Below are 20845 nucleotides of genomic sequence, written 5' to 3'. Positions count from 1 at the left end.
TTGTGAAAAAAATTATTTTTCTTTTATCGACGCTCATTTGGGGGCTTGGGGCTATGGATACAGAGTTGGATTCTTTGCGCTTAGCTGGGTTAGAGGGCGAAATCAACGCACTGCAAGAAAAAATCATCAAAAATGGTGGCACACCAAACGGGCTTTCTCCCAATCAACGTTACATCAACACACACTACCCCTCTGCTTCAGAGGAGAAAAAGCAAAAATTACTCTATGCTTATGGGCGCGCTGATGCTAAAAGCGGGATTTTTATGGGGATCAATGTCGGGAGTGGCATGATTTTCAATCAATACACCGATGGGCTTTATAACCAAACCACAACAACGATTCCTGACCTCCAAAGCCAAAAAACAGGCATTTTGAATACACAAACCCCAACAGGGGCAAACAAGCCTTTGCGTCTGCAGTCTTCTTTGATGATGTTTGGCGGAAAGATCGGCTATCAGAGCTTTTTCAATCCATATTTTGGCACAAGGGTGTATGGAGATGTGATGATTTCTAGCGGCTCACTCAAAGACCAAGACAATGGAGGGCAAAAAGTTGGCTCGGTGATTTATATGCTAGGCGCTTTGAATCTTGATTTGCTCCTTGAGGTGCCTTTGGATAAGAAAATGCGATATTTTATCGGGGGTTTTGTGGGCGTAGGTGTGGGCGCAATGTTGCTGCTAGATACTGCTGATAAGGCTAAAATGTATCCATTACTCACACCAAGCGCGCAACAAGCTGGCTATAGCAGTGATAATGTTTTGTGGAATACATTACTCCAAGTAGACTATACTTTCAATACAGGCATTGCTGTGACTATCAACACCAAAAATCGCCTTGAAATTGGGGCTAAGATTCCGTGGAATTTCTTGAGATTGGGGCTGGAGAGCCCTGCGGAGTATCGAGATAAAAATGGCAATGTAAAAGTGCTTGAATCCAAAGATATTGAGTTCAAACGCTCTGTGATTTGGACAGCGAGTTATATTTATTTGTTTTAACCAAACACCAATCCAAAAGGGGTCAAAATGAAAGGTCAAACGATTACAGAAAAGATTTTTTCCGCACATTGTGAGCGTGCAGTGTATGCTGATGAGATTATAGAAACTGATATTGATATGGTGATTGGCAATGATATCACCACCCCGCTCTCTATCAAGGCGTTTAAAAGTATCGGTGCAACAGCTTTAGCAAAGCCAGATAATTTTTGTATCGTGATGGATCATTTTATCCCCGCTAAAGATATTGCCTCAGCCAATCAAGCCCGCATTAGCCGCGATTTTGCCAGAGAATTTGGTTTGAAAAATTATTTTGATGAAAGAGATATGGGGATTGAACACGCTCTTTTGCCTGAAAAGGGGTTGGTGCTCAGTGGCGATGTTATCATTGGGGCAGATTCACATACTTGCACGCACGGGGCTTTGGGGGCGTTTTCTACGGGTATGGGTAGCACAGATTTGGCCTATGCAATGATTACAGGCAAAAATTGGTTCAAAGTCCCTAGGAGTATCAAAGTCGAGTTTATCGGGAAACCTGCAGATAAAATTTATGGCAAAGACTTGATTTTAGAAGTGATCCGTCAGCTTGGAGTCGATGGGGCATTGTATCAAACATTGGAGTTTTGCGGGGAGAGTATCAGATATTTGAGTATGGACGATCGCTTTTCGCTCTGTAATATGGCAATAGAAGCAGGGGCTAAAAACGGCATTATCGCAGCTGATGATACCACCAAAGAATTTTTAGAAAGCAGAAAGCAAGTCAATGGGGGATTGCGCGCCCAACCTAAGTATTATTATTCAGACCATGATGCGAGCTATTCTCAGACAATCTGTATTGATATCAGCCAATTAGAGCCTGTTGTCGCTTATCCCTTTTTGCCCAGTAATGGCAAGCCCATCAGTGAGGCAGCCAAAGATGAACTCAAGATCGATCAGGCTTTTATCGGCTCTTGCACAAATGGGCGTTTGAGCGATCTCAAAATAGCTAGCGAGATTCTCAAAGGCAATCGAGTGCATACAGATGTGCGGCTGATTGTAACACCTGCGACACAAAAGATCTACAAGCAAGCCCAAGAGCTTGGTTATATCGATATTTTAATCGAAGCAGGTGCATTGATTTCAAACCCCACTTGCGGGGCGTGCTTGGGGGGATATATGGGGATTTTGGGGGATAATGAACGTTGCATTGCAACAACAAATAGAAATTTTGTAGGCAGAATGGGAGCAAAGAGCTCAGAAGTTTATCTAGCAAATTCCGCAGTGGTCGCAAAAAGCGCCATAGAGGGGAAAATATCAGATCCTAGAATATAAGGCAAATTGATGAAGTTTAAGACTTTTGTGAAATTATTAGTGTTAGTGGTTGTTGTTGTGGGTGCTTATATGGTCTATAATTCTCAGTTTTTTGAAAAGCACACACCCAAGCTTGAAGTGTATATGGAGGCCAATAAACAAAAGCATTTGATGGCTGAAGATAATGGGTATTGGAACCCTGCTAGAGTCATCTCTATACGCGCTACAGATGATACAGGGATACGATCTTATAAAATCCTTGCTACGACTGCAGATGGCAAAGTTGTATATAGCAAAGAAGAAGTTGTCTTAGATAAGCCACAAGAAAAGGAATTTGTGCTGCCTAAGCCCAATATACCATTGCTTGATGGCACTAAAATCCATTATAAAATCTCTGTCACTGATTGGAGCAATGCCCATTTTTTTAGTGGTAATACTGCGACAAGGAATCTCGATTTAACCATCGATACCCAAGCGCCCCTTGTGGATATCATCGCTAATTCTTATAAAATCACCTACGGGGGCAGTGCGTTGCTTGTTTTTAAGGTCATTGACAATAGTGTCCAATCGATTCAAGTGAGCAATGGAGAAGATGATTTTAAGGCCTTTCCTTTTATGGAGTCAGGTTATTATGCTGTGATTTTGGCTTGGCCGGTGCAAAATAACTTTTTTAATGGCACGATCACAGTTGCTGATAAGGCTTTCAACCAAAAGCGAGTTTCTATCCCTTTTATCAAAGATATGAGTGTGCGCTATCGGTATTCTGATATCAAAGTCAAAGACAGCTTTCTCAATGGCAAACTCAATGAACTCATTGATAATGTCGGAGAGAGAGATCCTGAGAGCTTTAAAGACAATATCGATAAGTTCAAATATATCAATGAAACAATCCGACAAAGAGATGAAGCGACCATCTATAAGGCCACTACAGATGTGGATTATACTTCATTGCAAAAGCCCATTGTTTTTGCACCCTTTTTGCCCCTCAAAGGCAGTATGGTAGTTGGGAGCTTTGGCGATCATCGCAGCTATTTTTTAGGCAAGAAAAAGATCAGCAAATCCTTGCATTTGGGTATGGATCTTGCGAGCGTGAAAAACGCCCCTATCATCGTTACCAACTCTGGCAAGGTCGTATTGACTGAACTTTTGGGCGTTTATGGCAATACAACGATTATCTATCACGGCTTTGGACTTTCTTCGCTGTATTCACACATGTCTAAAATCAATGTCACTCCCACTGAAATTGTAGCGCCTGATACAGTGATTGGTTTTACCGGACAGACAGGCTGGGCGTTTGGCGATCATTTGCATTTAGGCATTTTAGTGCAAGGGCATGCAGTGCGTGATGTGGAGTGGATGGATCCTAAGTGGATTAAAGTCAATATCACAGATGTATTCCAAAAAGCTCAAAATACTATCAAGGCAGCTGAGTGATCAAAACAAGGCAGAAAAATATTAGGACTTTTGAATTTGATGGTGGGCAGACACAAGAATATATTGAGTTTATCACTAAAAATTTTATTTTACTCAAAGATTATCTTTTGGTCTTTAAGACCCCTTTAGCCCCAGAGCTTTCAGAATTTATCCATAGCTTGGGTATGACTTATCTCATCAGCACGCACGATTTTCGGGGCAAAGAATATGCAAGCCCTCTCTCACAAAGTGCAGGGACAAAAATCTATCATCGCAATATCCGCAGTGGCGAGGAGATAGAGAGTTCTGAGAGTATTTTGGTGCTAGGTAATGTCAATAATGGCGCAAGGATTGTATCAGATAGAAATGTTAGTATATTTGGAAAATGTGATGGTATCATTGTCTGTGGAGGTGAATATCTCGTCTTAAGAGGCTCGCACTCACAGCATATTGTCTTTAGAGGCGAGATTTTAGGCAGAGAAATCATTGATATTATCAATGCCAATGAGTTGTTAAAAATAATCATAAAAAATGGCGATAATATATCCATAAAGGAGATCAAATGAAGCAGAGAACGATAGCAAAAAAGGTCGAATTGATTGGTATTGGTCTGCATAAGGGCGTGCCTGTGAAGATGGTGCTAGAGCCTTTAGAAGCCAATAGTGGCATAGTCTTTTATCGCAGCGATAAGGCAGTGAGCATACCGATGAAGCCTGAAAATGTCATCGATACAATGATGGCTACCGTGCTTGGTGTTGGGGGTGTCAGAATATCTACGATTGAACATCTTCTCTCAGCAATCAATGCTTATGGGATTGATAATCTTAAAATTTCTGTAGATAATGAAGAAATCCCGATTATGGACGGGAGTTCGATTGCTTATTGTATGCTTTTAGATGAAGCAGGTATCCTTGAGCTAGAATCTCCCAAAAAAATCCTCCATATCACCAAGCCCATTGAAGTCAGAGATGGGGATAAATTTGTCAGAGTAGAGCCCAGTGATCAGATGGTATTTGACTTTGCGATTGATTTCAAACACCAAGCCATCAAAGAGCAAAAATACAAATTTGTATTCAGCAAGCTTGCCTACAAAGAAGAAATTGCACGCGCTAGGACTTTTGGATTCTTGCACGAGGTGAATTATTTGCGTTCTCAAGGGCTAGCAAAGGGTGGCAACTTGAGTAATTGTATCGTGCTTGATGAAAGCGGGATACTCAACAAAGAGGGTCTGCGCTATAAAGAAGAGTTTGTCCGCCATAAAATCTTAGACGCTATCGGCGATATGGCAATACTTGGTATGCCTTTGATGGGGAGTTATATATCTTTTGCAGGCAGCCATAAGCTCAATTCTTTACTCACACAAAAGATTTTTTCTCAAAGCAATGCTTATGAGATCTTGACACTCGATGAGCACGGGGAAGATAAGGCAAGGGCTTTTGCGAGGGAATTCCAATAAAGCGACTCTTTAGTCATGGTGAGTAAAAAACGAGTTGATGTCGTGCTGATTGCAGTGGATACGCCGATAAAATGTGGTATTTATGAGGACTTGACACTCAAGATGTGCTTTGAGCGCACTTGCAAGGTGAGCGATGGGCTTTTGGAAATTTTTAGTGGAGTGTTTGCTTATTTGCAAGCAAGAGATTGGGTTTTGGGTAGAGTGTTTTATGCTAAAGGCCCAGGGAGTTTTACAGCGCTCAAACTCACGCATATCTTTTTGCAGACCTTAGCTCTCTCTGAAGAGATAGAGCTTTTCTCTGCCCCTAGTTTTTATTTCAACCAATCAGCCCCTATCAGGGCTTTTGGGAATAAATATTTTATCCAAGAAAGCTCAGGCCAAATCAGCTTAGCCACAACAATCCCGATGGGCTTGAGCGAATTTTTGCTCCCTGAGAGGCTTGAACCCAAAGACTTTGGCACACAAAACGACCCCCTTTATATTTTGCCCCCCATTTGAGGTATAATAGCAAAAAATTTTTAGGAAACACATTGACAATCAGCGTGCCAGCTACGAGTGCAAATTTAGGACCGGGTTTTGATTCTTTGGGCTTGAGTCTTGATTTTAGAAATTATTTCAATATCACCCCCTCTATCCTCACGAGTATCCAGCTCATCGGCGAGGGCGAGGGCTTCCCTAAATTCCGCATTGATAATATGTTTGTCAAAATATTTAAAAAAACTCTTGTGGATTTGGGACTTCCAGAGAGCGATTTTCGATTCTTTTTTAAAAACAAAATCCCCATTTCTCGAGGTATGGGCTCTAGCTCAGCTATCATTGTGGGTGCAGTGAGTGCGGCGTATTTTTGGAGTCAGAAATATTTAGACAAACAAGAGGTTTTAAACACTTCACTCATCTATGAAACACACCCAGATAATATCACCCCCGCTGTGTATGGTGGGTTTAATGTCGCTGTGGTTGAACACAAAAAAGTCACACACCTCACCCAAGAGATCCCCCAAAGTCTTAAGGCTGTGATGGTTGTGCCCAATCGCTCGATTTCTACAAAATATTCTAGACAGACCTTGCCTAAAAAATATTCCACAGCTGAGAGTGTTTTCAATCTCTCGCGTGCGTCTTTGATGAGTCTAGCGTTTGCACAGGGCAAATGGGAGCTTTTGCGCCTAGCTTCTAAGGACAAATGGCACCAAGAAAAGCGCATGAAGCAATTCCCTGTTTTGTTTGCTGTGCAAAAGGTAGCCTTAGAAAATGGAGCTTTGATGAGCACGCTCTCAGGGAGTGGATCGTCTTTTTTTAATATGTGCTATGCTGATGATGCCTCAAAGTTATCAGAGATTTTTAACAAAAAGTTTCCTAATTTTAGGGTGCTTGTGTTGAATTTTGACAATCGGGGCGTTGTTATTGAGCAAGAATAAGCTAATTTTGGTATAATGGCAGACCCAATGATAAATGCTAGAATATTCTCATCTAAAAATGCTGTTCGAATGTGTGTTTGTTGCCGCAAACGTTTATTGCAATGGGAGCTTTTTAGACTCAAAATAAGCGATAAGGGTATCGGTTTGTTTGATGGGAATGGTAGGAGTTTTTATTTGTGCAAGGAGTGTGCGAGCAACGAGAAAATGCCCTTGAGTCTTTATAAACTCAAAGGTGCTCCCAAGGACAAAAACATTATCAAAGAGCAGATAGAGGAGATTAGAATTCAATGGCAAAAATTAGATTGACAGAGATTGCAACAGAAGCAGGCAAAAGCTCAAAAGAAGTGTTAGAAAAAGCCAAAGAAATGGGCTTAGATGTCAAAACGGTTTCTAGTGGCGTGAGCGAACAAGAGGCTGCTTATTTGTATGAATACATCACCACAGGGGTGAATCACCATACCCCCCAAGCCCCTAAGGCAAAAAGCTCTAAGGAAAAAGAACCCAAAAAAGCTAAAACATCTAAAAAAGAGCCCCCAAAGCCTAGCACACAAGAAGCAAATACAAAAAGGGCTAGCACACAAGAAAATAAAAAGCCCACAAAAATTCAAGCCACAACGCCCAATCCACCACAAACCTCCACCCAAGATACCCAAAAATCCCAAGACAATCTTGTGCCAACACCAACAAGTCCATCAAATCCTACCCCCCTTGAACCCGCCTCTCCTGCTACTCTTGAGCCTTCTTCTATCCAGCCTATAGGCATTGCTAGAAGAACAGGTATTCGTATCATCAAAAAAGGCAATGAAGAACAAGCCCCTGCTCCTATGGAGTCGAAAAAATATCAATATGCCCCCTCAGCCCAAGAGATGTTAGAGGGGCTAAGAAGCGAACAAGAAAAAGGTATCAAAAAGTCTAAAAAGATTTCAAAGCCAAAACCCCAGCCTATCCACAAGCACAGAGAGCAAAAAATCGATTTGCTTTCTGATAGAGAGCTCAAAGAAATCGATGCCTATGATGAAGATCAAAATGAAATCATGCTTTTTGACTTGCACCAACAAGATATTCGCGATGAAGAAGAAGAAAATCAAGTCAAGCAAGCAATCACTGATCGGATCAAAGTCCATAAAAAAAATCCTTGGATGAGCGAGGGGGGGATCAAGCGCAGCACGAGAAAAAGGCGATCTTTCAAGCAAGACACTACAACCAAGGTCGCTCAAAGTGTTATCAGTATCCCTGAGGAAATCCGTGTGTATGAATTTGCTGATGCTGCAGGACGGAGCTTGGCAGAAGTGGTGAAGGTGTTGTTTAATCTAGGAATGATGGTGACTAAAAATGACTTTTTGGATCGCGATGCGATTGAAATCCTTGCTGATGAATTCAAGATAGAAATCTCGATTCAAGATACTTCAGAAGAGCTAGAATACATCAAAGAAACTTCTCAAGACACGAGTAAACTCCAAGAGCGCCCTCCGGTGGTAACGATTATGGGGCATGTCGATCACGGGAAGACTTCTTTGCTGGATAAAATTCGTGATACACGAGTGGCAAATGGCGAAGCAGGGGGTATTACGCAGCATATTGGTGCGTATATGGTTGAGAAAAATGGTAAGATGATTTCTTTTATCGATACTCCCGGACACGAGGCATTTAGCCAAATGCGAGAGCGCGGGGCGCAAGTGACTGATATTGCTATCATTGTGATTGCTGCAGATGATGGGGTCAAGCTCCAAACGATCGAAGCCCTCAACCACGCTAAAGCAGCAGGTGTGCAGATTATCATTGCGATGAATAAAATGGATAAAGAAAGTGCTAACCCCGATAAACTCAAGGCCGAATGCGCAGAGTTGGGATTCAATCCAATTGATTGGGGTGGGGAGTATGAATTTATCCCTATTTCAGCTAAGAGTGGTGAGGGGATTGACCATTTGTTGGAAACGATTTTGATCCAAGCAGAGGTGATGGAGCTCAAAGCCGATCCTACGATCAGTCCTAGAGCTGTGATTTTAGAGGGCAGTGTCGAGAAAGGCAGAGGGCCTGTAGCGACTTTGATTGTGCAAAATGGCACTTTGAGAGTGGGGGATTCTATCGTAGCTGATACAGCCTTTGGGCGTGTGCGGGCGTTGATCAATGATCGTGGGCAAAATGTTCTTGAGCTCCCTCCCTCAGGGGTAGCTGTTGTCACTGGGCTCTCTGAAGTGCCGAGTGCAGGCTGTATGCTTGTGGGGGTTGAAAATGATGGGATTGCTAAAGAATATGCACAAAAGCGTGCGGCATATTTGCGCCAAAAAGAGCTGAGCAAGACAACAAAAGTTTCTTTTGATGAGCTTTCTGTGATGGTAGCAAAAGGCCAGCTCAAATCAATCCCTATCATCATCAAGGCTGATACACAAGGGAGCTTAGAAGCCATCAAAGTGAGCTTGCAAAAGCTCAATAATAATGAAGTAGAGATCAATATCATTGGTATGGGCGTAGGCGGGATCACTGAGAGCGATATTGCACTAGCAGCTGCTAGCAGTAATTCTTTGATTATAGGTTTTAATGTTCGCCCCACAGGCTCACTCAAGACAAAGGCAAAAGAATTGGGTGTAGAAATCAAGACCTATTCGATTATTTATGGGCTTATTGATGATATGAAGGCATTGGTTTCTGGTCTGATGTCCCCACTCATTGAAGAAGAAAATACAGGCCAAGCTGAAGTCAGAGATACTTTTGTGATCTCAAAAGTAGGCACAATTGCAGGCTGTATGGTGACTGATGGTATCATCGCTAAAGGTATCCATGTTAGATTGATCCGTAATGGTGTGGTGATCCATACAGGGGCGATTGCCTCACTCAAACGTTTCAAAGATGACGCTAAAGAAGTGGTTAAGGGCTATGAATGCGGGATTATGTTAGAAAATTATAATGATATTCAAGTCGGAGATGTATTTGAGACTTATAAAGAAGTCCAAAAGAGCCAAACTATCTAAAAAAGAAATCAACAATGGATAAAAGCATACGTCTGCAGCGCACAGAATCGGTCTTAAAAGAGCTTTTGCAAGAAGCACTCTCTTCTTTGGGCGATAGCACACTCAATACTTTGGGCGTGACAGATGTGGTGTGTTCTAAGGGCAAGTATTATGCTGAGGTGTTTATCTATCCTGAAGCCTACACTCCCAAAGAGCAGCAAGCTATTTTGCACGCACTCAAAAAAGCCGAGGGGATTTTGCGGGAATATGTCTTGAGTGTGAGTGGGTGGTATAAATGCCCCAAATTCAAATTTTGCTTTGATGAGAGCTTGGAGCGGGCTAAGACTTTGGACGCACTTTTTGCCCAGATTGCTAGCAACCATACTAAAAACGGAGAAAATGGAGGAGAAAAATGATTTCTCAAGAGCTTGAAACTAAGCTAGAAGCAACGATTGAGTCTTTGGGATATATGCTTTATGATATAGCTTTTTTAAAAGAAAATGATACAGATATTTTGCGCGTGAGTATTTGTGTCAAAGATGGCAATATCACCTTAGATCAGTGCCAAGAAGTCAGCGAGATGATCTCTCCTTTATTAGATGTGTATGACCCCTTTAGTTCTCAATATGCGCTAGAAGTGAGCTCACCAGGTATCGAGCGCTTGCTGAAAACCCCCCGCCATTTCAAGCTCTCTATTGGCGAGGGAGTGTCTGTAAAAACAGATACAAAAGAGGAATTTGAAGCCACAATCAAAGAAGTCAATACTCAAGGTGTGACTTTTATGCTTTCAGATAAGGAGCAATTTTATCCCTTTGAATCCTTGAAAAAAGTCAAGACATTATTCAAATGGTAATCATCACGCACTCAAGCTAAGCTAGCAAGATATTTTTCATAAGCATTTTTACGCAGTTTGCAAGCATTGCATATCCCACAGCCATAGCCCCAAGGGTGTCTTTTTTCTCGCACGCCCTCATAGCAAGTGTGCGTATCTTCTAAGACTAGATCTAGCGCACCAAAATCAGCTGCCATCTTGAATTCTTGTGCTTTGGACATATGCATGAGAGGGGTATGGATACAGATATTTGCTCCTGAGCCTGTATTGAGCGTGTCTTGAATCTTTTGGATAAAATCTTCTCTGCAGTCAGGATACCCGCTATAATCCTCCTCTGAAACGCCTAGGGCTAGATGGGTCGCTCCGATATTTTGCGCGAAGCTATGCGCGATAGTGATGAATAGGGCATTGCGATTGGGGACAAACGACGCAGGGAGATTGGAGTGGGTATGGTGGGGGGCATTGATGGCTGTGGGGCTGTGTTGTAAAAGGGCTGATTGAGTGATTTGGGCAAAAAAATCTATGCAGATGATATGCAAAGGCAAGGCGAGTTTTTGGGCGATGTGTTTGGCTTGGTCTAGCTCGATATGGTGCTTTTGGCGATAATCAAAGCCCACAAGGCTCACAGAGTCAAATTCTTTTTTTGCCCATAGGGCTACTGTTGTACTGTCTTGTCCCCCGCTAAAGCTCACGACACATTTTTTTGGCATTATATTCCCTTGATTTTGTCATTTTTGGTTGCGTTATAATACAAAAATTTTTTTAAGGATAGAGATGTTTGCTATTACTTTGCCCCCAAAAGTCCAAGAAATCGTCCAAGCCCTTGAAAAAAGTGGTTTTGAAGCTTTTGTGGTGGGGGGTTGTGTGCGGGATTGTTTGCTCCAAGCATATTTTACGCATTTCACATCTTTGCGCCCTAAAGATTGGGATATAGCCACCTCTGCTACACCTATTGAAGCTACCCAAGTCCTGCGTTCGATGGGCTTTCAAGTTGTCCCTACAGGGCTGCGGTATGGCACAATCAGTGTGATAGACCATCCAGCGAGCTATGAAATCACGACTTATCGCACCGATGGGGATTATCAAGACTGCCGCAAGCCCAAGGAAGTGAAGTTTGTGCGTCGTCTTGATATGGATTTGAGCCGACGCGATTTTACGATCAATGCCATGGCTTATAACCCTGTTTTGGGGCTTATCGATCCTTTTTTGGGGAGGGAAGATCTTAGAAAAGGTCTGATTAGGGCAGTTGGAAATGCAAACAAACGTTTCACAGAAGATGCTTTGAGGATTTTGCGTGCGTTGCGCTTTGCCTCAAGGCTTGGCTTTCAGATCGCTCCCCCAACACACCAAGCAATCTTTGCTTGCCAACATCTTTTAAAATTTGTTTCTAAAGAACGGATCACGCAAGAATTCAAGGGTATTATTTGTGGGGAATTTGCCTATCAAGTCTGCAAGGAGTATGCGCCTATTTTGGCTTTTATCCTTGGTATAGATTTGAGAGATAGTCAGTCTTTGGCTGTGCTTGCTAGGAGTCCAAATGATTTTTTTGTCCGTATTTTAGCACTCATAAGCACGCAATCCCATCATACCCAAGCCCTTTCTCAGATATGTGCGCATTTAAGGCTGGATAAAAAATCACAAAAATGTATCACACAGCTTGTAGCACATATTTCTTTGGAATTTTGCCCTCAAGATAAATGGCTTAAACAGCATTTAGCTCTTTTGGGTCAAGAGGGCTTAGAGATACTTTTGGCGTTAAAAATCGCGCAAGCAAGTGCTTTTGGGCTTGATGATACAAAAGAGAGGTTGGTGCAAATCGCTCAAAAAATCCAAGATATTTTATTAGCTCAAGAGCCCTTTAGACTCCAAGATCTCTGTATCAATGGCAATGACCTCAAAAAGCTAGGGATTAAAGAGGGCAAGGGTATCAAGACAATGCTAGAGTATGCCCTAAACTTGGTGATGGATAAAAAGGTGCCAAATTCTAGAGAAGCTTTGATGGCTTGTATCAAAAATTTTATTCAATCAAATTGATCGATAGTTTATCCATGGGACAAATGGCTGTGATTCTTGAATTGCGATTTAAAATCCGATAAAATAGGCTTTTAATTTTAAATAAAGGGTAATGATGAAAAAGCTAATCTTGAGTTTTCTATTGGTAGGGGGGAGGGGTATCATTTAGTTGCTAATGATTTAGAGAAACAAAATCGTGAAATTCTTTCACAGATTCAGACCTTACAAGGTATCTATGATGATGAAGATTCACTTAAAAAGCACTCTGAACTCCAAAAGCAAATCAAAACGCTCCAAAAACAATACGCTGATAATCTTTTAAAAATTTCAGAAAAATCCCAATCTAAAGAGACTTTAGAAACACCTCAAAAAGTCTATCCAACTTCGCCTGCAAAATCAAAAAGCAGTGATGATACAACGCAAAATAATTTTCAAGACCATTTAAAAACCTCACAAACGCTCAAAGACAAACAATCAGGTGCTTTTATCGGCTTTAGTTTGGGTGGCTCTTCAGAAACAAATTCAATTTCTAAAATTCCCTTTAGCACCAAAGAGGGCGGTGTAGCTTTGATAAAATTGGGTTGGCAAAAGATGTGGAGTGATTTTTTTGGAGGGAGATTGTATTTTGATGGGGGCTTTATGGGCGGGGGAAATATTGGTCTCAATGGTGATTTGTTATTCCAAATCCCTTTGGGTAAGATTGCTTTAGGGGTTTATGTCGGCACAGGAATTGGGGTTTTATGGACTGAGGATCAATTCTATAGCTATGTTGTTACTATCAAAAGATTGGGCATTGTGAAAGTTCCTTTTGGGGTGAGCTTGGCCTTTGGTCGTTCTCGGATTGAATTAGGAGCAATGGGTGTTGTTGGTAGGCTTGAAGAATACTCCTTTGAAAAGTCTTTAGCAGCAGGCTTATTGAGTTATCAGATTGTTTTTTAGGCTAATGCCCACTCAAATACCCCATCACCACGCTCACTAAGCACCCTAAGATAAAAGTAAAAATCAGCGGGGTTTTGTGTTTGGTGGTATGGATCATCAATAGCCCACTCAAATAAAACAGCCCCAAACAAACCCCAAACGCGATACCCAAAGCATCAAAATACCACTTCCCTTGACCAAAATGCAAAGCCATCAGATAAGCAATCACTCCCTTGCGTTCGATTTGAAAGACATTAAAAGCCCCATTGCCAAAGATAAAAATAACTTGATGGGCTAAGCCACCGATTGCAATGCCATTGCCATTTTTGATGACTTGAAAAGAATAATTGGGGAATAAGAGATGTTTTTCTTCTAAATATTTCAAGGCTATCATTTCAGATTCTAAGATATCGGGCTTTTTGGAGTATTTGATCTGATCGGGTATGATACGCAGATCGCCCTCATATTCAAACAAAGCCAAAATCCCCGTTAGGGCATAAAGCAATGCTACAGGGAGGAATAGAATTGTTGCATACATATGGAATTGGCGCATAAATTTTTTCATTATCGATACCTTTTAAATATTAAAATAATAATTATTTTTATTCTAATTAAAAGATTATTAAACCTTGCTTTAGAGATTTTGTTGCCATTTGCATATAACATCATTTTGATAAAAATCAAATGTGTTATAATTCTTGTAAGAAAATCAAGGCAGAAAATGAATATAGATTTTAATAATTTATTGATGTTAGCCCCATTGGCTGGCTATACAGACTTGCCATTTCGGAGTGTGGTCAAAAAGTTTGGCGTAGATATCACCGTGAGTGAGATGATAAGCTCGCACGCACTTGTTTATGCTAACGCTAAAACCCAAAAAATGGTAGAAAAATCTCCCCAAGAAAATCCCTATTCTGTCCAAATATCTGGCTCTAAAGAAGACATACTCAAAAGAGCTATTGATGTGCTCAACCCCATAGATGGCATTGATATTATCGATTTTAATTGTGGTTGTCCTGCACCAAAGGTCGCTAATCACGGCAATGGAAGTGGGCTTTTGAAAGATCTCAAGCACCTAGTCAAGCTCCTCACACTCATCAAAGACAATACCAACAAGCCCTATACGAGCGTGAAAGTCAGACTCGGATTTGATAAAAAAATCCCCCATGAAATCGCCCACGCACTCAATGACGCTCCCATTGATTTTGCTGTAGTCCACGGCCGCACAAGGAGCGATGGCTATAAAAAAGACAGGATCGATTATCAAAGTATCCAAGAGATGAAGCAAATCCTCAAAGCCCCATTGATTGCTAATGGCGAGATCACTGATGCCCAAAAGGCCAAAGAAGTTTTAGATTTCACAGGTGCTAATGGCGTGATGATAGGCAGGGCGGCCTTGAGTAGTCCGTGGATATTCTGGCAGATTAAAAATAATACCACTGAACTCCCTGCTGTAGTCAAAAAAGAGCTTGTGTTGGAGCATTTTGATGCGATGGTGGATTTTTATGGTCCTCGGGGTGTGGTGATGTTTCGTAAAAATCTACACGCCTATGCTAAGGGTCATAGTGAGGCGAGCACATTCCGCACAGAGGTCAATGCAATGACTTCTGTGCATACAATGCGAGAGAGCATTGAGAGGTTTTTTGATGATAGTGCTGTTGTGAGCGATTTGCCATTGTTGGTCACATTGAATAAAAAAAGTATGTAAAGAGGGGTTGTGATGAGATTTTTGATTTTAGGTGTAATGATTTTACCTCTTTTTGCCGTGCAAAATACTCTATTCACAAGCTTTGGTGGGGGGCTTGGAGCGAGATACCAGACTGATTTTTGGCAGCAAACTACTAAAGACAATAGCAGTTGTGCAGGGGGGACTTGCATTGGGAATAAGACGAGCGGGAGTTATAGCGGGGGTAAGGGGCATTCTTTTACGCTCAGTATCGGTGATGAAGTGTCTTTTGACCCTTATAGTATCATAGGAGTGCGGGTCTATGGGAGTGTGCAGTATGCTAATGCTTCTTTGGGGAGCTTGATAGCTGGGAGCGTGCAAGAACAAAGCGCACGGGATAAGGAGTTTACTACCATCACAAGCTATAATCCCAATACTCCTGATGTCCCTCCTACTATCGGAAAAGTGCCGATGAAGCCCGTGCCAAAGCCGCAAGATTTTTTGTTTTCTAATGGGATTTGGATGAGCTATGGCGTGGGGCTTGATTTTTTCTTGAATCTCCCGATTGATGTGATGATCCGTAAGCTTTTTTGGGAAAAAATGCCTGATTTTAAGGTGGGGGTTTTTGCAGGTGGTGGGGTGGAATATGCGATGTTAAGGAGTAATTCTTGGCACAATCAGAGCAGTGGTGAATATGAGAAATTTTTTGCCTCAGGGAGTGGGGTGTTTGCTAAGTTGGGGAGTTCGGTTTATTTTGGCAGACACAATCGTATCAATGTCGATATCAAAATCCCCTATTACAAGCTCAATGCACAGAGTTGGCACGATTATGGGGATACAGATGTATGGAAGCAGCAGCTTTTAAGGCAGAATTTTGATATTTATAGAAATAAAGAAATATCCATCAGCTACACTTATTTATTCTAGTTTGTTTTAGGTCGTTGGATCGCTAGATTCTAAGAGGTCTTGTGTGTCTGTGGAGATATTTTTGATTGTTTGGATTTGGTGTTTGATATTTCCTCGACCCTCTTGGAGTGTTTTATTGGCCTTGTCGTAACGTTGCTGGAGCGTAGAGATACCAGAGCCTATGTCGTTCATATACCCACAAAATGTTGTGATTTTATCTTTGAGCTTATCCAAACGCCCGATGATATTTCTGTAATCTTTGTCTGTTTGCTCATTTTTCCATAGATTATGGATTGTCATCAAAATCGACATCAAAGTGCTAGGGGAAGTGATCACGACTCTACGTTCATAAGCTCTGTTGAATAGCTCAGTATCTGCACGCATTGCCTCGATAAATGCCCCCTCAATGGGCACAAACATAATCGTAAAATCCAAGCTTGCTTCTTGCGTGAGGAGGTGGTATTTTTTCTCTCCAAGTTCTTTGGCGTGCGCGTCCATGTGATTGATGAGTGTTTTGAGATGTTTTTCTGCTTCTTCTTTTGTTTCTGCAGCACTCAAGGCATCATAAGCAATGAGATTGAGCTTAGAATCAATGACAACATTGCGTTTATCAGGGAGCGCGACGATGATATCAGGCTGAAGTCGTCGGTTGGAGTTTTCATCTGTGAGCTGGACTTGTTTGTGGTAGTTTTGCCCTTCGATAAAGCCGTTTTTTTCTAGCATTGACTCTAAGATCATCTCACCCCAATTCCCCCGAGTTTTGCTCTCGCCTTTGAGCGCTTTAGTGAGATTAGCGGCTTCTTTGGAGATAGTTTCATTGAGATCTCTGAGGAGCTTGATTTCTGTGCGCAGGCCAGAGCTTTCTTTGATTTGATTGTTTTTGAGCATTTCAAAGGCGTTTTTGAAGTCTTGAATATCTTTTTGCAAAGGGGCTAGAGTCTTTGTTTGGGAGTGTTGAAAATCTTGGGCTTTGTGTTCGAGGATTTTTTGACTCAAGTTTTCAAACTCTAGCTTGAGGTTTTTTTTGATAGTTTCAGTATTTGCAAGCTCTTGTTTGAAAGAGGTTAATTTTGCCTCTTCGTCTAAAAGTCGTTGTTGATAATATTTTTCTTGATTTTGGTATTTGTCTTCTTGTGCTTGGAGTGCATAGCTGAGCTTAGAGAGCTTGAGTTTATAAGAAGCTAGACAAAAACCTAAAACAATCACACCAATCAATAAAATCACGCATACAACAATCAGCAACATAACTTTCATATCCCCTTTTTAGATAATCTTAGAGCTTTTTAATACAATCACAAAGGCAGGCAAGGCAAAAAGCGAGGCAAAAATCGGATTGAATACAATCCCCAAATGTGCAAACACCACCCCGCCAATAAAGGAAGCCAGAGCAATGCCTACATTGAACGCCCCCTCATTGATACTAATGGAGCTATCCATAAAATCAGGCGTGTATTTTGCAGCACTCATCATTGCAAGGCTCTTTAAAGGCGAGATACCCCCAAAGCTAAAAAATCCCATCGCACATAGGTTGATGATGGCTGTGATGGGGTGATATGCACTCAAAGCGACCAATGCATAGACAACGACTTGACCGAGCAAAATCAAGCGCAGAGCCATGATCGAGCCCTTGGTATCTGCGAGCTTGCCTCCAATGAGATTGCCTATAATCGCACAAATGCCATACAAAAGCAAGATGAGCCCGATAGATTTTTTCTCAAATCCACTCACATTTAAAAGCATATCAGCGATATAAGTATATAGCACAAAGGCCGCCCCACAAGTGCAGATTGTGATCACATAGACTTTCAGCATTTGAGGGACTTTTAGGGCAAAGAGGAGATATTTGATTTTAGTTTTTGAGCCAGCAAGGTTGTTTGGCATGATGATGAGAACGCTGATAAAAGCGATACTTGTCAAGATAAAAATCAAGAAAAATACTGCTTGAAAGCCAAAAATCTGCCCCACAAAAGTCCCCAAAGGCACACCTGTCACCAAAGCAACAGTGAGTCCTGAAACCATCAGGGCTAATGCTTGGGTTTGCTTGCCTGCTTTAGCGACTTTGACGGCTGTGATGGTAGCAATGACAAAAAACACCCCGTGCATGAAGCCTGCGATTAATCGGGCAAATAATGTGAGATAAAAATATGCACTCAAAGCAATGACAAGATTAGCCAGCGCAAAGATACCTAGATTGATGAGGAGTTGGCGCTTGCGGTCTAGCCCACTTAAAGGGATTGTCAAAATAGGTGCACCGATGACAACGCCAATGGCATATAAGGTCACAAGCCATCCTGCGATGGGCTGTGTGGTGTGGAAATATTTGGCAATATCAGGTAGAATACCTGCGACGATAAATTCAGTCACACCCATACAAAAAGAACTCAGACTTAAAGCTAAAATGGCTTTGTTGGAAGAATCGAATTTCATCATTTGCCCAAAGGATTGTATTTTAAGACACAGATTGTAGCTGAAAAAATACTATTTTTACAGCTTTTTAATGTTAAAATGGGATTATTTCAAAAAGGAACGATTTGGGAAAGAATTTTTTTAGCCTTTTTCTCTTCTGTGTCTGTTTTTTAGCTTTCTTGCAAGCCCAAAATACCCCCCAAAACCCCAAGGGAATCCAAGCAACCAAAAGCACAAATGGCGCAAAGCAAACAAATGGCGCAAATAGCACAAAGGGAACACAGAACGCCCAAGCACCCAAAAAGCAAGGGGATAAAAGAGAAGACTCAAATATCATCGCGGGCATAGCTATCACCGTTAATGGCGATCCGATCACGCTCTATCAGATCCAGCAAATGGAAAAAAATTCTAAAGTTTCTAAGCAAAAAGCCATTGATATTTTGATTGCACAAGCCCTCAAAGCCCAAGAAATCAAGCGTCTGCATATCCAAGTCGATGATGCTAGAGTCGAGCAAGAAATAGAAAATATCGCCAAGCATAATGGCATGGATCGTGATAGTTTTATGAGTGCTTTGATGAATCAAGGTATCAACTACACAAAATACAAAGATGATCTCAAAGAACAAATAGAAACACAAGAGCTTTTAAGAAATGTCTTGCTTTCAAGTGTGAATACAGCAGGCGAGAGCGAGATGCGCACTTATTATGACAAGCACAAAGAAGAATTCACTATCCCCAAAGAAGTCCATACAATCCGCTATGTATCCAAAGACCCCGAAGCCCTCAAGAAGGCAATCCAAAATCCGATGATGAAAATCACAGGAGTGGATACTGGAGAAGAAAAAATCTCTTTAGATTCCCTAAACCCTCAAGTCGCTCAAGTCTTTATCCAAACCCCAAAAAGCAATTTTACTCCCATTTTGAACGCAGGGGAGGGGAGCTATGTATCGTTTTTCATCAAAGACAAGGTCGGAGAGGCTCAAATACCTTTTGAGCAAGCCAAAAATTTTATCGCCCAAAAATTAGTCGAAAGCTCCCAAGAAAGGATATTAGATGAGTATTTTGAAAAGATAAGGATCAAGGCAAAAATCAACATCATAAGAGAATAAATTGAAAGATATTGCTTTTATTTACAGAGATCCATTATTTGGTATCACGATTTTAGTCGCTATCATCGCTATTGTAGCCTTAGCAGATTATAGCCGCAATCGCTATCGATCCAAAAAACGTTCCCAATCTCTAAAAAATCTCGCTAAATCCTATGAATACACAGGGCTTTCTGATGGGGTCATGGAGTTTTTGTCCTTAGCGCATAACCCTGTGCCTACTTTGATGTTTTTAGCCCAGACTTATGCTAAAAGCGGGGATAGTGAGCAGGCTATCCGCATTTATTTGAGTATTTTAGAAAAAACCAGCGAATCCAAAGACAAAATCCCCATTTTAGAGGCTTTGGGAGTTACTTATTTTGACGCAGGCTTTTTGCAAAGGGCAAAAAATATTTTTATCGAAATCTTAAAAAGCTATCCGAGAAATTCAGGCGTGCTTTCTTATTTGATGCGGACTTATGAGAGTATGGGTGAGTATAAAAAGGCGCTAGAGGTTTTGGATTGTCTTGATGAGCTAGAAGTGGGGAGTGATACGATCAGCTCTGAAATCATTGCACATAAAAATTATTTATATCTGATGATGGTTATTGATGAAGATTTTCTTTCTTTGGAGCAAAAAGAACATCAAATCATTGCTTTATTTTATCAAGCCCCTTCATTGCATAAGCTTGTATTGACCTATCTGAAAACTTATAATTTGCCTTTGTTTTGGCAGCAAGTCGCACTTCTTGGCGATGTGCAAAATTTTATCGATTTGCTTTGGGGGTTTCCTAAAGAGGCGATTCCTTTTGATTTACTCCAAAATGCTCCGAGTGTCCTTGATATTTATCGCGCTAAAGGCTATGTGCGTGATGGCAAAGAATGCGATATTTTTGAGCTTGAAGTATTGCGGGTATTGGAGCTAGAAGGGGGGAATTTGCGTGGTGGGATTGATTTTGAATACCGTTGCCATAGCTGCAAGAGTATTTTTCCTTTTGATTCTTATCGCTGCGGGGCTTGCTCAGAATTAGGGACAATGGATGTGATTTTAAAACTTCGTAGGGCAAAAAACAATGAAATCCATTGAAATCTTTTGTGATGGCTCTTCTTTGGGTAATCCCGGCGCTGGGGGGTATTGTGCGATTTTGAGATATGGCAAATATGAAAAGATCATCAGTGGGGGCGAGTTCCACACGACCAATAATCGCATGGAACTCAAAGCCGTCAATGAAGCCTTAAAATCTCTCAAAGAGCCTTGCGCAATCGATCTTTATAGTGATTCAAAATATGTGTGTGATGGTATCGCACTTTGGCTAGAGGGCTGGGTGAAAAAGGATTTTTTGCGAGTGAAAAACCCTGATTTATGGAGGGAGTTTTTGAGCCTTTCTGCTTCCCATAGTGTGCAGACACATTGGATCAAAGGCCATAGTGGACACCACGAAAATGAGCGCTGTGATCAGATTGCTAAAGCAGAAGCACTCAAATACAAGGAGGGATAATTGGGC

At 41.4% G+C, this 20845-nt stretch carries 22 protein-coding genes; 18 read left to right on the top strand and 4 right to left on the bottom strand.

The genetic code is table 11. The annotated features are described in order from the left end of the window. Positions 1 to 2: 2 nt before the first annotated feature. Genes BKH46_RS03630 through BKH46_RS03580 form a run of 11 tightly spaced genes read left to right on the top strand, consistent with a single transcriptional unit; the run spans position 3 to position 10367 of the window. A complete protein-coding gene (locus BKH46_RS03630; RefSeq protein ID WP_095225471.1) occupies positions 3 to 995 on the top strand; it encodes an outer membrane beta-barrel protein in 993 nt (330 codons plus the stop codon). Positions 996 to 1022: 27 nt separating this feature from the next. After that, on the top strand, positions 1023 to 2303 hold the full coding sequence (locus tag BKH46_RS03625) for a 3-isopropylmalate dehydratase large subunit (RefSeq protein ID WP_095225470.1): 1281 nt from the start codon (positions 1023 to 1025) through the stop codon (positions 2301 to 2303). Positions 2304 to 2312: 9 nt separating this feature from the next. Then, on the top strand, positions 2313 to 3716 hold the full coding sequence (locus tag BKH46_RS03620; protein WP_095225469.1) for a M23 family metallopeptidase: 1404 nt from the start codon (positions 2313 to 2315) through the stop codon (positions 3714 to 3716). Continuing rightward, a complete protein-coding gene (locus BKH46_RS03615) occupies positions 3713 to 4261 on the top strand; it encodes a septum site-determining protein MinC (RefSeq protein ID WP_095225468.1) in 549 nt (182 codons plus the stop codon). The genes BKH46_RS03620 and BKH46_RS03615 overlap by 4 nt, the downstream gene beginning before the upstream one ends. Continuing rightward, complete coding sequence (gene lpxC / locus BKH46_RS03610; RefSeq protein ID WP_095225467.1) at positions 4258 to 5151, top strand: UDP-3-O-acyl-N-acetylglucosamine deacetylase; 894 nt, start codon at positions 4258 to 4260, stop codon at positions 5149 to 5151. Before BKH46_RS03615 ends, lpxC begins: the two co-directional genes overlap by 4 nt. 15 nt (positions 5152 to 5166) lie before the next feature. After that, positions 5167 to 5649, top strand: a complete 483-nt coding sequence (locus BKH46_RS03605; protein WP_095225466.1) for a hypothetical protein — start codon at positions 5167 to 5169, stop codon at positions 5647 to 5649. 32 nt (positions 5650 to 5681) lie between these two features. Next, positions 5682 to 6566, top strand: a complete 885-nt coding sequence (thrB, locus tag BKH46_RS03600) for a homoserine kinase (RefSeq protein WP_095225465.1) — start codon at positions 5682 to 5684, stop codon at positions 6564 to 6566. A 27-nt stretch (positions 6567 to 6593) separates the two neighbouring features. Beyond that, positions 6594 to 6872, top strand: a complete 279-nt coding sequence (locus BKH46_RS03595) for a DUF448 domain-containing protein (protein WP_253248292.1) — start codon at positions 6594 to 6596, stop codon at positions 6870 to 6872. Next, positions 6854 to 9535, top strand: coding sequence for a translation initiation factor IF-2 (gene infB / locus BKH46_RS03590; RefSeq protein ID WP_095225464.1), 2682 nt, complete (start codon positions 6854 to 6856; stop codon positions 9533 to 9535). The genes BKH46_RS03595 and infB overlap by 19 nt, the downstream gene beginning before the upstream one ends. A gap of 14 nt (positions 9536 to 9549) precedes the next feature. Continuing rightward, positions 9550 to 9930: a 30S ribosome-binding factor RbfA gene (rbfA, locus tag BKH46_RS03585; protein WP_095225463.1), complete on the top strand. Its 381-nt coding sequence runs from the start codon at positions 9550 to 9552 to the stop codon at positions 9928 to 9930. After that, complete coding sequence (locus tag BKH46_RS03580) at positions 9930 to 10367, top strand: ribosome maturation factor RimP (RefSeq protein ID WP_095225542.1); 438 nt, start codon at positions 9930 to 9932, stop codon at positions 10365 to 10367. Before rbfA ends, BKH46_RS03580 begins: the two co-directional genes overlap by 1 nt. 11 nt (positions 10368 to 10378) lie before the next feature. Here BKH46_RS03580 and queC read toward each other — a convergent pair whose 3' ends face one another. Further along, positions 10379 to 11059, bottom strand: a complete 681-nt coding sequence (queC, locus tag BKH46_RS03575) for a 7-cyano-7-deazaguanine synthase QueC (RefSeq protein WP_095225462.1) — start codon at positions 11057 to 11059, stop codon at positions 10379 to 10381. 61 nt (positions 11060 to 11120) lie between these two features. On the opposite strand from queC, the gene BKH46_RS03570 reads away from it, so the two are divergent. Both BKH46_RS03570 and BKH46_RS03565 read left to right on the top strand, forming a co-directional pair. Next, the gene (locus BKH46_RS03570; RefSeq protein WP_095225461.1) at positions 11121 to 12380 is read left to right on the top strand and encodes a hypothetical protein; all 1260 of its coding nucleotides are present in this window, start codon (positions 11121 to 11123) and stop codon (positions 12378 to 12380) included. 618 nt (positions 12381 to 12998) lie between these two features. Continuing rightward, the gene (locus BKH46_RS03565; RefSeq protein ID WP_143428905.1) at positions 12999 to 13298 is read left to right on the top strand and encodes a hypothetical protein; all 300 of its coding nucleotides are present in this window, start codon (positions 12999 to 13001) and stop codon (positions 13296 to 13298) included. A gap of 1 nt (position 13299) precedes the next feature. Here the strand turns inward: BKH46_RS03565 and BKH46_RS03560 are convergent, their stop codons facing one another. Next, on the bottom strand, positions 13300 to 13842 hold the full coding sequence (locus BKH46_RS03560) for a hypothetical protein (protein WP_095225459.1): 543 nt from the start codon (positions 13840 to 13842) through the stop codon (positions 13300 to 13302). Positions 13843 to 14004: 162 nt separating this feature from the next. Here BKH46_RS03560 and BKH46_RS03555 point away from each other — a divergent pair, with 162 nt between their 5' ends. After that, positions 14005 to 14985, top strand: a complete 981-nt coding sequence (locus BKH46_RS03555; protein ID WP_172402550.1) for a tRNA-dihydrouridine synthase — start codon at positions 14005 to 14007, stop codon at positions 14983 to 14985. A gap of 12 nt (positions 14986 to 14997) precedes the next feature. Next, positions 14998 to 15870, top strand: a complete 873-nt coding sequence (locus BKH46_RS03550; protein ID WP_095225457.1) for an outer membrane beta-barrel protein — start codon at positions 14998 to 15000, stop codon at positions 15868 to 15870. A gap of 6 nt (positions 15871 to 15876) precedes the next feature. On the opposite strand, the gene rmuC is transcribed toward BKH46_RS03550, so the two are convergent. Next, positions 15877 to 17103, bottom strand: a complete 1227-nt coding sequence (rmuC, locus tag BKH46_RS03545) for a DNA recombination protein RmuC (RefSeq protein ID WP_095225456.1) — start codon at positions 17101 to 17103, stop codon at positions 15877 to 15879. A gap of 9 nt (positions 17104 to 17112) precedes the next feature. Beyond that, positions 17113 to 18276 carry an MFS transporter gene (locus BKH46_RS03540; RefSeq protein ID WP_253248290.1) on the bottom strand — a complete coding sequence of 388 codons (1164 nt, stop codon included), beginning with the start codon at positions 18274 to 18276 and terminating at the stop codon, positions 17113 to 17115. Positions 18277 to 18380: 104 nt separating this feature from the next. Between BKH46_RS03540 and BKH46_RS03535 the strand changes: the two genes are divergently transcribed. From BKH46_RS03535 to rnhA, 3 genes are read left to right on the top strand one after another with little or no spacing between them, the layout of a single operon-like run. Beyond that, positions 18381 to 19364, top strand: a complete 984-nt coding sequence (locus tag BKH46_RS03535) for a SurA N-terminal domain-containing protein (RefSeq protein ID WP_095225454.1) — start codon at positions 18381 to 18383, stop codon at positions 19362 to 19364. A gap of 1 nt (position 19365) precedes the next feature. Beyond that, a complete protein-coding gene (locus tag BKH46_RS03530; RefSeq protein ID WP_095225453.1) occupies positions 19366 to 20427 on the top strand; it encodes a tetratricopeptide repeat protein in 1062 nt (353 codons plus the stop codon). Then, complete coding sequence (rnhA, locus tag BKH46_RS03525) at positions 20414 to 20839, top strand: ribonuclease HI (protein WP_095225452.1); 426 nt, start codon at positions 20414 to 20416, stop codon at positions 20837 to 20839. The genes BKH46_RS03530 and rnhA overlap by 14 nt, the downstream gene beginning before the upstream one ends. The last annotated feature ends 6 nt before the right edge of the window (positions 20840 to 20845 follow it).

Source organism: Helicobacter sp. 12S02634-8 (genome assembly GCF_002272865.1).
In the GTDB taxonomy this organism is placed as follows: Bacteria; Campylobacterota; Campylobacteria; order Campylobacterales; family Helicobacteraceae; genus Helicobacter_J.
This window is presented reverse-complemented; position numbering and strand designations above follow the sequence as displayed.